Here is a 12,134-nt window from a genome sequence, read left to right as displayed (position 1 = left end):
GGATTGCGGAAGCCGAGCAAAACGGCCGGAGTTCGTCTTTGGAAAAGTCGAACAATCCTGATGGATCCGTGCTGGTCGCAAGGACGATCGCTCGCCGGTGCCCACCCGAAAGTCGCTCGAGCCGCACTTTCTTCGAGCGCCGTATCTTATGAGCTGCATCGAAACAAATGACGTTCTGACCAGGCATAAATTGCTCCCGCTATCTGATGTGGATCCTGCTCTCGAAATCGGCGAGCAGATTCGGCTGCCCACATAGGGGGCAAGTGTGGCGCCTTTGCGCAGATGTGAAGCGATAGATCGGCAACACCTGACATCTGTCGCAGGTGCGTCAATCTTCGTCAGGAAAAATCGACGGGGAGGGCGTTGTCGCGTTGTCGAAAGCTGAAGTCGATCCGGTCCGTGGCCTCATGGTGTTTCGTTGGCGAGGGAGCGCCGAGGGAAAGCCAGCTGGACTTAAGTCTGTGCTCTATGCCCAAGCGCAGTGTGATTGCCGGTCCACTGCGACGTACTTCTTGACCTTTGTGGCGTCTTCCAAAATGGGGAACTGAAACAAACGGCTTCCTCGGCAGGCATAGGGCGCGAGCTTGCGGAATTATCTCGTCGTAAACAGGCGAGCAGGATCTACAACCGGCCCAGCGAGACGCGCCACATTGCCTGGGTCATCGATTGATCGCACAACGACACTCCCGCGTGCATCGGATCTTGAACGCCGAAAGGAGGGCGAGCAGTAGACCCACAACGGGTCAGAATCGGCGGTCGATAGGATGCTGAAGACGTGCAAAACGATCCGCCGTCCGAGATCCTGCTAAGGATCAGGCTGGAATTTCCTTTCAAGCGCGCCATCGTGAGAGAGTTGCTCATGGAGCGGCCACACGCGTGGGCGAGGCACATTAACTGCGGTGGTAAACAATCCAAGTTCCGTCAATTGCTGAAGTCTTGCTCGCCTGATCGGGAATCAAATGTTCTGAGTACACTATGCTGAATCTTGCCTAAGGCCGTTCGCGGCAATTCCTCCGTGAAAATGATTTCGCGGGGCACTTTGAAACGCGCAAGATGCGATTGCGCATGCGTTACGAGAGCCTCTGCGTTCGTCCCGGCTCCGGGGCGCGTGATCACATAAGCGACCGGTACCTCGTCCCATAATGGATCCGGCCGGCCAATGACCGCGCACTCTGCAACGTCAGTGTGCTCCAGGAGTACACGTTCGACCTCCGCCGGATAGATGTTTTCCCCGCCGGAAATAATCAGGTTTTTCTTGCGGTCATGAACCCAAAAATAGCCGTCGCGATCGCGAGAGGCGATGTCGCCAGTGCGATACCAGCCGTCATGCATCGCCTCGCGCGTGGCTGCTTGATTGTCCCAATACGCGTACAATACGTTTGGGCCGCGCACTGCGATCTCACCCGGCGTCCCCGCGGGCAACTCGTTGCCGGCATCGTCCATCACGATCGCTTCACAGCACAGTCCGGGTAGGCCGGTCGACCCCTCCCGCGAAAGGTCACCGCCAAGCCTCGTATAAATCGCAATGGGGCTCGTTTCCGTAGAGCCGTAAACCTGCAGCACGGGCACGCGGCGTGCAACCAAGCGATCAATCAGGTGCTGCGGCACAGTCGTTGAACCCACCGAGATCGCTTTCAGCGACGACAGATCGGCCGTCGACCACCTAAGGTGGCCAGTCAAGGTTTGAATGATCGCAGGCACCAAGGCGGTCAGAGTCGGCCGATCATGCTCGAGTGCGGCAAAGGTGGCGTCAGTCGTAAACCGCGAAGAGATGCTAACGGTCGCGCCAAGATGCAATGCCGGCGTCGTCTGAATGTTGAGCCCGCCGACGTGAAAAAGCGGCAATACTGTCAGCACATGATCGTCGGATGTGAGGGCGTGCATATGCTGACTCATCACGCCGTTCCACAACAAGGCTTCCTGGCTCAGAACTGCTCCCTTTGGCCGGCCCGTGGTCCCTGAAGTATAGACGATCAGAAGCGGGTCGGTCAGGTCCGCGTTGGGGGTGTAGCTGTCCCGCTGTATCTGCTCCAACAAGCCTTCCCACGCCCGCGTGCCGGAAGACGCAAAGTCGAAGCCCACGGTCGTTACCTGGGGCAGTGTCTCTGCTAGAATCGGCAGAAGTCCTTCAAAAGCCTGCTCGATGACCAGAAGCTTGGCCCCCACGTCGGACAAGATAAATAGCTGCTCGGTAACCGCCAGCCGCCAGTTCAAGGGCACCAATATCGCCCCGAGTCGCGCGCAAGCGTAGAGGAGAACGAGGTAATCAGGGCGGTTGAGGCTGAGGAGAGCAACGCGATCGCCTCTGTTGACGCCGAGCTCATTTTTCATGGCACGTGCTGCGCGGCCGATGCGTCGATTAAGGTCGGCGTAACTTAAGGTCTCGCCTTCGAAATGGATCGCAGGCTTGTTAGGAGCGAACGCTGCGTTGCGCTCAATCAGTGTGCAGAGATCCACTATTCTTGATCCTCTCTTGGGGTCCTTACAGGGCTCTCAGCTGAGTTGTCCGAATCAGCGTTTGTCGGCGTCCATTTGAAGGTTGTAATTGTGTTTTACGCTTCTGAGGCCGATGTAGCCAAACGGACAAGACGTCAGGGCCATTCAACAACTGGCTGAACCGAAATCGCCGGGATCGTGGCGCCCAGGGCTCCGTATAACTCAGGCCGCCGCAGGGGCGGGCTTCGAACCAGACGCGTTCGGCATTGTCGTGGGATCCGATCGGCTCGCATTTTTCGTGTCATTCGCGCCTCACGCCTCAGCACGACTACTGCGGTATCACACTCAACTCGAGATCACGGAAGCTGGTGTAGTTCTGCCGAATCCATTGATGCAGTTCGCTCGAGGAATCCTTTTCATGGCGTAGATAGCCAGTGAAAGACAAACCTAATCGGCAGATAAAGGCGTTCAGAAATGCCGGCAGCGCCGCGAAGCGGAGCACGCGGCCCCGCTTCATGTTATCGAATAATTCGCCGCGGACAACGAACTCGTTATGCACGGTGATCAGTATCTGCGGCGGAACCAGCCGCCGTAGCATCTCATGGGCGCGCGCTGAGACACGGTCGATGTCAGGCATGAACAGGACGATTGGCACGACGTGGTGCAGTATCGCCTCGCTCAAGAAGTCAATTTCGTCGCACATTTTGAAAAACTCGTCGAAGGCGTGGAAGCCGAGGTCGATCACCTTGGCCACGCTATCATTGAGGATCAGTCGATCAACTAGCTGCATCTTGCCATAGGTATCCATGACATCCGCTGTCTCGGTGACAGTGGGGAGGTAGTCGAGCAGCGACGGCTCCTTCAAGTTGAGGTCGAAGGAGAGCACTGTACCGTTCTTCAGCAGCAAGAACTCGCTCAAGAGCCGGGCGATCAGCGTCTTGCCGACCTGCGGGCTCGCAGAGCAGATGATGTAAACCGGGGTTACCAAAACTGCGATCCAGCGCCGCATAAGTCCTCGATTGACTACCTCTCGCCCGCGCGGGTTACCGACTTGGCGCCGGCGAGGTCTGTCAAGTTGATGCGGTCATACTCGCTCCAGACATTGGCAAGCCAATGTCTGACGTAACCGCGCAGCACGAAAGAGTAGTCGGCGGCGTCATCGTGCGGTCCTTTGTTCGCGACAAAATTGACGAACGGGACGGAAGCGACTTCGACCTGTTCATAGGCCATCTCGTTGAGCTTCGGGATCGTTAAGTCAGTGGCGTCTTTGATGCGGCGGAAATAGGAACTGTACGTCGCCTGGTCCCATTGAAAGAACTGCGTGTCGTTGATGAAGTTCTTGACCAGGTAGTATTTTGCACCGGCCATGAAATTGCTCGTTTCGGCGATCTCGTCCAGCGAGGCGATAGACGATCCCAATACATGGAATACGGCAAAGGTGATTTGCCCCGATCGCGCGGCGTCCAAAAAACCTATATCGCGCAGCGACGCTAGCGCTGGGGACATCAGTCCTGCGCGCACGTCGATCACGCTGACGGATAGGCCGGAGTTCAGCGTGTCGAAAATCTTCATCTGGTCCGCGGTCCTCGTCATATCCACGATTTCGGTGATCGCGGGGTGAAAGCGCTTGAGCGTCCCGCGCGGCGACTCGGTGTCAAATGCGCGTGTCTGCACATTATTCGCGCTGAAATAATCCAAAAGCGTCCGAGACACGGTCGTTTTGCCGACCCCTCCCTTGTCCGCGCCGATCACAATAACAACTGGCTTTACCATAGAAGTCCTCTCAAGATGCTCGTTCAATCCATGCGACCGCGAAGCGCGCGGCCTGCGTGTCTTCGGTCGTGCCTTCGACGCAATCATGGCCTAATGTGGAGTTCGTTCGATTTGTGAGATCTTGACAGCCGCTGCTGTTGAGGATGCGGCTGTCCATCGTCGCTCTGGAAGAGATGGTATCTTAGTTCATGTTTGCGTTTCCATCTCCGAGTGGCTTACTGAAGCGATTGCGACTTCGCGTTGTCATACGAACCTCCGGACGGGCGGCATCATCGGACCAATCACATCCGAAAGCACGATTGCGAGCGCGGCGACAAAAGTACGCTTGTCCCAACCCCTGCCTTCTCGAAGACCTCGATGCGCCAACAACAACGACTTCAGGCCGCGGCTGAAGGTTTGGAAAGAGCGGATGCGCATGGGTCGGTCCTACTATTCAGGTGAGACGGATCGCCAGACCGGCATTCTCGAGCGCTTGTAGGATCTCACTTGCAACATGTTGAGCGCCGCCCTTGTGCTCGCCGATCTGGCTAGATGCCACGACGCCGGTGATTATGGAGTACGCTTTCTGTCGCTCGGCGAACGTGTCTTCAACATAGTCGCCGCATGCCTTGCAATCGATCACAGGACGGCCGCTCCATGGGTCATGTGAAGCGGTTTGATCTCTGGCATGACATTTGGGGCACTGCATGTATCAGGCTTTCGGCGTGCTTTGGTTAGCGAGTGATCTTTGTCGATGAAAACAACTTTGCTTCCGGAGGAAGTGAGTTGCGCGTCGGAAGGCTCGTCGAGGTGAGTTGGAGTCATCCGTTTTGTGAAGGGTAGGTCGGCGCGGGGCATCGCTTGTCCAAGTCGTCGCGCGCGAAGCGCGACCTACATTCTGAAGATGCCGTAATGTGGCACTTCGATTGGAGTATTAAGCGAAGCACTCAATGCGATTGAGAGTGCGTTTCTGGTGTCTCTGGGATCAAGAATGCCGTCATCCCACAGCTCGGATGTTGCATAATAGGCACTCGATCGCTCCCGATACTCTTCCAAAATCGGCTCTCGAATGGCCGCCAATTCTTGGTCGGACAAACGCCCGCCGTCACGGGCCAATTGCCTCGCCTTGACATGGGTTAGCACGCCAGCCGCTTGCTCCGCCCCCATGGCCGAAATCTGAGAGTGTGGCCAGGTAAACATAAAGCGTGGATCGAAGGCTCGACCAGCCATGGCGTATGTCCCCGCACCATGAGAGCCGTTGCAAATCACTGTAAGTTTCGGGACCTCCGCTCCGGAGACGGCCATGATGAGCTTGGCACCGTCCTTCGTGATGCCGCGTTCTTCGTATTCCCGTCCAACCATGAAGCCGGTGGTGTTCTGCAGGAAGAGCAAAGGCGTCCGGTTGTTGTCGCAGAGTTGTATGAAGTGGGCGCCCTTCAGAACACTCTCGTTCTGCAACACGCCGTTGTTTGCGATTACCCCGATCTGGTATCCATGGAGTCGCGCGAAACCGCATACCAGGGATTGGCCATAGCGGGGCTGGTACTCGTGGAACCGGCTGCCATCAACGAGGCGCGCGATGATCTCACGCATGTCGAACTGAGCGCGAGGATCTTTTGGAATAATGCCGTATAGTTCGGATGGATCATAGGCGGGAGGCTCCGGAGCAGATTGAGGAATCGCTTCTTTCGTTGGACGCTTCATCTGAGCAACAATGTCCCGCGCAATGGCAATCGCATGCATCTCGGAAGTCGCGAAGTAGTCACTCGTTCCCGAAACGCTCGTATGCATGCGAGCTCCACCAAGCTCTTCTGCAGATACCACCTCTCCGGTGGCGGCCTTTACGACTGGAGGTCCGCCGAGAAAGATGGCTCCGGTCCCCTGCACGATGATATTGTAATCGCTCAGCGCCGGAACGTAGGCTCCTCCCGCGGTACAGTGCCCCATTACGATGGCAACCTGCGGCACCCCCATCTTGGAGAGGACTGATTGGTTACGCAGAATTCGACCTGCGTGATAGCGATCAGCGAAGAACTCTGCCTGCAAAGGCAAGAATCCGCCGGCGCAGTCACAAAGATGAACCACCATCAGGCGGTTCTCAATTGCGATATCCAAGGCGCGTACGATCTTTTTCACGGATAGTGGATACCAAGCGCCGCCCTTCACACTGGCATCATCCGCATGAACAATGACCTCGCGACCCGCCACTATGCCGATGCCGACGATCTGCGCTGCACACGGCACCTCGCCGTCGTAGGCCTTGTTGGCAGCGAGAGCCGAAAGCTCGAGAAACGGAGTGTGGGGATCAAGCAACGCCTCGATCCGATCACGAACGAATAGCTTGTTTTGCTGCCGCAAGCGCCCAAGATCTCGTGCCGGTCGGTCGAAGCGAGCTGAACGCTGGCGCTCCTTCAATTCGGTCGCAAGTCGTCGGTTATGGAGCACGTTGAGGCGAAAATCTTGCGACTTGGTGTCCACCCGGGAAACAATCCGCTGCACGTCAGCGCCCTTCCTCGGAAAATGTAACCAGTGCGGAGTCTCGCTCGAAACTGTCGCCTACGCCAAAATGAATGCGCTCGACCACACCGCCCCGAGGAGCGCGTACGACGAATTCCAATTTCATACTTTCGACCAACATCAGCGTCGCGCCTCCAGACACGACATCACCGCGCGAAACCTTGGTTGCAATCACGACTCCAGGCATCGGTGCGCGAGCCACAAGATGGCTCGCCTGATCATCCAAGCAAGCGAGCGTTCGCAGTTGATCGCGATATCGTAGAATGTACGTCCTGCCGCGGATATGCAGGTAAAGCCTATCACCGTCGATTGCGAATTTGACCGGAATGGTGTCGCTCGCAATGACAAGGGTACCGCTACCGTCGAGTTCGTGTGAAAACGACACCGGAGCAAATACCTCGTCGTCCAGGTGAAGACGATAGCCGTGTTGGCCAGGTGAAAGCCACAATTCATAGTTCTCGACATCAAGCGCAAAGGAGTGCTTCACCTCAATTTCTCCACTTGCCGATCTCTGCATGGAGCGTGGGCACGGCGTCTGCTGAGTCGCGAACGGGCCGCGTCAGAAGCGCGGCGGCCGCTAGGACGGCGGGTAGGTCACTCGCACATTGGCCAGCCGCCACGTGGGGGTTCTCGTCGAGATAGCCGGTATGAATCTGTCCGCTCAAAAACGTCTCGTCAGCGAACAGACGCGCAAGGAAATCTATGTTTGTCTCGCAGCCAAGAAGAACCAACTCGCGCATTACGCGTTCCGACGCTAATGCGGCGTCACGGCGCGTAGACGAATGTACAACGACCTTTGCGAGCATGGGATCGAATGCCGTCGTGATCTGCTGACCTTGAACAATGCCGCTGTCGATTCGTACCCCCTCGCGCTGAGGGTACTCCAGCATGAGTATTTTTCCGGTCGTCGGAACGTAGTCGCGTTCAGGAGCTTCAGCGTAGATTCTGGCCTCAATCGCGTGGCCTTTAGAGACGATATCGGACTGTGAAAGGCGAAGCGGGCGACCTGCGGCGATATGAAGTTGCTCGGCAACCAGATCGATGCCGGTGACCATCTCGGTTACAGGATGCTCAACCTGAACCCGAGTATTCATCTCGAGGAAGTAGAATTCTCTCCCATCGAAGATGAATTCGACAGTTCCAGCATTTCGATAATTGGCGCTACGAGCGATGCCGACCGCTATTTCGCAGACCTCTTTACGCAACTTTGGCGACAAGGCAGGTGAGGGTGTCTCCTCAATGATTTTCTGGAAACGGCGTTGCACCGAGCACTCTCGTTCGAAAAGGTGGATCAGATTTCCGAAGGAATCGCCTAACACCTGCACTTCGATGTGGCGTGGGTTTTCAGCATATCGCTCGACATAGAGCCGGCCATCATCGAAGTAGCGTAGCCCCTCACGGCGCGCGTGAGCGATCGCGTCATCAAGGGTGTCGAGATTGCGGACAATCCGCATGCCCTTGCCGCCGCCGCCAGCCGAAGGTTTCACCAGTAAAGGTAGGCCAAGGGCCCGCGCTCTGGAAGGGAAAGTCTCTGGATCGTCTTCCTCGACGGCGGAAGGTGCGACCGGAAATCCACTGCGCTGAACAAATCTGCGGGCGCGAATTTTATCGCCCATCAGTTCGATGCTTTCTGAACTCGGCCCAACGAATGCAATGCCTGCCCTTTCAACAGCTCTCGCAAACTCCGCGCTCTCCGACAAAAATCCATAGCCAGGATGCAAGGCGCCGGCCTTTGCTCTGCAGGCTGACGCGATGATTTGATGGGCATCGAGATAGGCCGCGATGGGGGAGCAACCGTCGATGGCGATCGCGGTGTCCGCCATGGAAACCGCTGGCGTGTCTGCATCGGCATCGTGATAGACGATTGCGGAGCGTAACCCCAATTTGCGCAACGTCTTGATGATGCGCGCGGCTATCTCGCCCCTATTGGCGATCAGGACCGTATCGAAGGGTAGTGTCTGCATCGCGTATTCGTCCAAAGGAGGTCGGAATTCCGACGTTCGAGAGCTGTTGGTCCACGAGTAAGTGCGCGCACTCGTCACGCAAAGGCGAAACAGCAGCGATGCCCTTTGGATCGGGCTCGAGCGAGGCCGACCGGGACCAATAGAAGCCGTGCCGAAGTCATTTCGAGCCTGCTTTTACCTTTACGCTATCATGCGTTGACATCACGTAGCGACACTGGTCACTCAAACTGGTGAACTTAGTTCGGAGACAAGAAGTGATTGCCTCGACATCCGGTATGACGCCGCTGCAGAGCCGAAACACGTCCGGCGTGCAAGCCCTCTGCGCCTCCTCTGTTGCCGGTTTATCTCGGGCGACAGCGCGCTCGAAGGTGAGAGAGAGCATGGTCGCAAACGCCACGATAGCTATTACATTGCAACCGGTTTTATAGGCCCAGAGAGCGAGGGGACACAGGCGTCGAGTCAAGAGATCCTCTTTGATGGTAGATTGGCGCCGTATTGAGCGTCGTGCGCGACGGTCAACGGCTCCTGCAATAGACAGTTGGCCAAGGGCTCAGATCAGCGACTATCGCGACAAGAGCGACGTTTTAACTCACGGGGCGGGGCGCTGCCCTGAGCCATAGTGACGTGACTTCAAGTGAGCTCGAATGCATCCGAAAGCGACAGATGAGGGGGCAATCGCAACGCGCGTCTCGGGACGCAGGTGAACTGCACGTCGCGCATTGTCATCACAGTGTTCCGTGTCGGACATCCTCGTGACGCGTAGGAGGGGTGCTGTATCGGACATATCGGGTTTGTGACGATGAGCACGAACCACGATGCGAGATCGAATTGGCGAGCTGGATGGAATTCTCTTGCGATGGGCGACGGAGAGGTGTGCATGCTCGGCATCGAGTTCAGAGTACTCGCTCTCTTTCGCCTGACTTGGGCCAAAGGTGGCAGGCACTCAAGGTCTAAAGGAAGTCGGCGATCGCTTTTTCGGGCGAGAGTGTCCGGATCTTGATAGCGTCGTTCGGGGTGAACATGAAAAGGGTGGGACATTGGCGATCCTTGGACTCCTTGGAGACGTTGGCCTCGCCGGAGACCACCATCACTTGTTCGAGATCGTACAATTTGACGCCACGTGCGATTCAAGCCCTCCGAGCGGTTGGTTTGACGAAATTGTGTGAATTCGTATGGCGGCGGCAGGCACCTCATTCGCGACAATGTTTAGCGGGCAAGGCGACAAGAAAGATGGAGGGTAAAACGATTTCGCGGCTCAGCCCACCAAATCGCAAAGTTGATCGTGGCCGATCCTGAGTGATTGCGAGGCAGAAGCTGACGTCAGCCGCCAAACGGGACCACTCGTCGACAAAAGGCAAAAAAGGCCCGTTCGCCGTCCGCCCACGCGGAGATGAGGCGAGCGGTCAAGCAGGCAAAGACGGTGGCATGAGAAGGGGTAGCGCTTCCGAAGCGAGCCGAACAAGCAGCTGTCAGCCCAACTTCGACGTGCTCGATTGCTGCGTTGCGAATTGAAAGCCCAAGTCCTCAGGCTCAATAAGGAGAGCAGGGTCGCGGCTGCAGCCAACTAGATTTGGTAGGCACCAAAGGAATAGCTTGAATCTGACGTAGCGTCACATTGTAGGCGTGGAGCGCAGAATATGAACGCAATATGAAAGGTATGCACCATGCAGGAATGGCGCATGTTTCAATTGAGTACGCTCCCCACTTACGTGCTCGGCAGAGAGCATGGCATCGTGACGCCGGCTGCCGACTATCCTCTCGCCAATAATTGCGGCCGGTCTAAGGAAGACGAGCAAGAGAGGGCCAAAAATATATGGGCCGGCTGCTTCGCACCTCAGGATCGGATCAAGTACATCCGTAAAAATCGTTCGCAGTTCGAGTTCCGCGACTACAATCAGATGATGGACGTCGTGCGGGGACGCTGCTTCACCGGTTGCGCATCGGAGCTTGTCAACTGGCGCAATCGATTCAGGGGAAGGGCGTGGCGCGTCGTCCTATTGTTCTGTCTGGCCACATGGTTGGCCATTGTCTTCGCCGTGGTTCGAGCAGTCAGTTGAACGTTGGCACGCGAAGTCATTACAAGCAGAGAGATCTGAGCATTGTCGGATCGGTAGAGTGTCGAGGAACCGTGCGAACATCTGCGAGTCCGGCACTCGCTGGCAATCCGTCGAGCCAAGAGTTCGTCAAACGAGGTGGTCGTCCATTGCCCATCGGTGCAGAGACACGGCATGGGCGATGCGTTGGCTTATGTGAGCGCACCAGCGGTGCCGGAAATCGGTTGCTCTGGCGCGACTTCGGCGATCGAGTGATGAGATCAGATATCGGCGATCTGCCGAAAGTCGCCTCGGACGCGTCGAGCCGCCGACGCTAGGGCGAAAGCAGCTCGATTTCTCGTTTTGGCATTGTCATGACTGTTCTTCATCGTGTTACGATGAGGAGCGAGGTCTATTAGTATTCAAGCGGCAGCCACAAGGGCGATAATCAACTTAACGAGAAGACCAAGTTCGATTTGAGTAAGAGATGCACGTCCTAGGATAAGTTTGGCGATGTCTGTCCGGTTGGAAGGTGTTCGCAAGCTTGGGGGTAACGCCAAGACTGCTTCATCAAAAAGCCGTCCCAGCTTCAAAAGCTGTTCCGGCTCGTACAGTTTGCCGTACTCCTGCTCGATGCGGTTCGCTTTCCCTCCTGTGACTGCACTATCAGTTTGTTCGTCAACTTTCGAGTACATGTCGAGCTTCGCCGCTACCAGCTCGTTTGTAAGTGCATTGAGGAGCCGAGTTGCTTCAAGCGCGCTCTGGTCCTCGCAGATTAGTCTTGCAATCTCTTCGATTTGTAACTCGATCCTCTGTTTAAGGTGTTGAATACGGGAACTGCAGCAACGTGAGAGCGCAGCATGCTCTCCAGGCGGCGCAGTGGGGATATGTGGGTCAGCATCAGCTTTCAGTCGAACGGGAGATGAGTTGGCGAAAGCGCGAAAAGGAAGAGCGAAATATCGAAGGAGCTGCGTAAAAAAACCAAATGCCATCACCCGATATGCTTGGTTCAGGCGCTCAACTGGCCTCGATTTTCGAGATACGTACACTGTCAAAGTCATAGCTGCCTCATGCATCGTTCTGGTACACGAATCTTCTATTGCGACGCGCTGGCCTCCAGCGCGCGGGAGGATGCTGCCCGATAAGACCTGCTGATAACCGTTCGAAAGGCCTTCCTGGAGCCTTACCGTTGAACAGGTGGCGAATTAGTCCACCTGGAGCAATTGCCCTCAACAGTCGACGATTAATCCTCACGACCCGCTCCATCCCCGAGCTCAAGCGCTGCGTTGACTAGCAGCATTCATTGGGATTGGTAAAATAGATTGTTGTGATGCAGCGCATTCACCCCATGGATAGAATGAGCGAGCAATGGCGTATTCCGGATTACGTCCGCGGCAATTGAAATGCCGTTGATGCCGCGCTACGATCACGA

10 protein-coding genes are annotated in these 12,134 nt (G+C 56.3%); 1 reads left to right on the top strand and 9 read right to left on the bottom strand.

Features of this window, described 5'->3' with window-relative positions:
* Positions 1–921: 921 nt before the first annotated feature.
* The 8 genes from YUU_RS0124510 to YUU_RS58865 form a co-directional block, all read right to left on the bottom strand.
* A complete protein-coding gene (locus YUU_RS0124510) occupies positions 922–2,457 on the bottom strand; it encodes a class I adenylate-forming enzyme family protein (protein WP_027524782.1) in 1,536 nt (511 codons plus the stop codon).
* A gap of 307 nt (positions 2,458–2,764) precedes the next feature.
* A complete protein-coding gene (locus tag YUU_RS0124505) occupies positions 2,765–3,445 on the bottom strand; it encodes a hypothetical protein (RefSeq protein WP_027524781.1) in 681 nt (226 codons plus the stop codon).
* A 14-nt stretch (positions 3,446–3,459) separates the two neighbouring features.
* A complete protein-coding gene (locus YUU_RS0124500) occupies positions 3,460–4,209 on the bottom strand; it encodes a hypothetical protein (RefSeq protein WP_027524780.1) in 750 nt (249 codons plus the stop codon).
* A 433-nt stretch (positions 4,210–4,642) separates the two neighbouring features.
* Positions 4,643–4,831: a hypothetical protein gene (locus tag YUU_RS0124495; RefSeq protein WP_027524779.1), complete on the bottom strand. Its 189-nt coding sequence runs from the start codon at positions 4,829–4,831 to the stop codon at positions 4,643–4,645.
* 248 nt (positions 4,832–5,079) lie between these two features.
* Complete coding sequence (locus YUU_RS0124490; RefSeq protein ID WP_027524778.1) at positions 5,080–6,687, bottom strand: acyl-CoA carboxylase subunit beta; 1,608 nt, start codon at positions 6,685–6,687, stop codon at positions 5,080–5,082.
* A 1-nt stretch (position 6,688) separates the two neighbouring features.
* On the bottom strand, positions 6,689–7,192 hold the full coding sequence (locus YUU_RS0124485) for an acetyl-CoA carboxylase biotin carboxyl carrier protein subunit (RefSeq protein ID WP_027524777.1): 504 nt from the start codon (positions 7,190–7,192) through the stop codon (positions 6,689–6,691).
* Position 7,193: 1 nt separating this feature from the next.
* Entirely contained in the window at positions 7,194–8,669 is a 1,476-nt protein-coding gene (locus YUU_RS0124480) for an acetyl/propionyl/methylcrotonyl-CoA carboxylase subunit alpha (RefSeq protein ID WP_027524776.1), read from the bottom strand.
* Positions 8,670–9,619: 950 nt separating this feature from the next.
* Positions 9,620–9,778 (bottom strand): hypothetical protein, encoded by a 159-nt coding sequence (locus YUU_RS58865; RefSeq protein WP_156944494.1) that lies wholly within the window; start codon positions 9,776–9,778, stop codon positions 9,620–9,622.
* Positions 9,779–10,348: 570 nt separating this feature from the next.
* On the opposite strand from YUU_RS58865, the gene YUU_RS0124470 reads away from it, so the two are divergent.
* Entirely contained in the window at positions 10,349–10,726 is a 378-nt protein-coding gene (locus YUU_RS0124470; RefSeq protein ID WP_156944493.1) for a hypothetical protein, read from the top strand.
* 398 nt (positions 10,727–11,124) lie between these two features.
* Here the strand turns inward: YUU_RS0124470 and YUU_RS61315 are convergent, their stop codons facing one another.
* Positions 11,125–11,763, bottom strand: coding sequence for a hypothetical protein (locus tag YUU_RS61315; RefSeq protein ID WP_245288078.1), 639 nt, complete (start codon positions 11,761–11,763; stop codon positions 11,125–11,127).
* Between the last annotated feature and the right edge of the window lie 371 nt (positions 11,764–12,134).

It is taken from the genome of Bradyrhizobium sp. Ec3.3 (assembly GCF_000472925.1).
Classification (GTDB): Bacteria; Pseudomonadota; Alphaproteobacteria; order Rhizobiales; family Xanthobacteraceae; genus Bradyrhizobium.
This window is presented reverse-complemented; position numbering and strand designations above follow the sequence as displayed.

Coding starts and splice junctions, on each gene's coding strand:
- YUU_RS0124505 (WP_027524781.1), bottom strand. CDS start 3,445: ATGCGGCGCTGGATCGCAGTTTTGGTAACCCCGGTTTACATCATCTGC.
- YUU_RS0124500 (WP_027524780.1), bottom strand. CDS start 4,209: ATGGTAAAGCCAGTTGTTATTGTGATCGGCGCGGACAAGGGAGGGGTC.
- YUU_RS0124480 (WP_027524776.1), bottom strand. CDS start 8,669: ATGCAGACACTACCCTTCGATACGGTCCTGATCGCCAATAGGGGCGAG.
- YUU_RS0124470 (WP_156944493.1), top strand. CDS start 10,349: ATGTTTCAATTGAGTACGCTCCCCACTTACGTGCTCGGCAGAGAGCAT.
- YUU_RS61315 (WP_245288078.1), bottom strand. CDS start 11,763: ATGACTTTGACAGTGTACGTATCTCGAAAATCGAGGCCAGTTGAGCGC.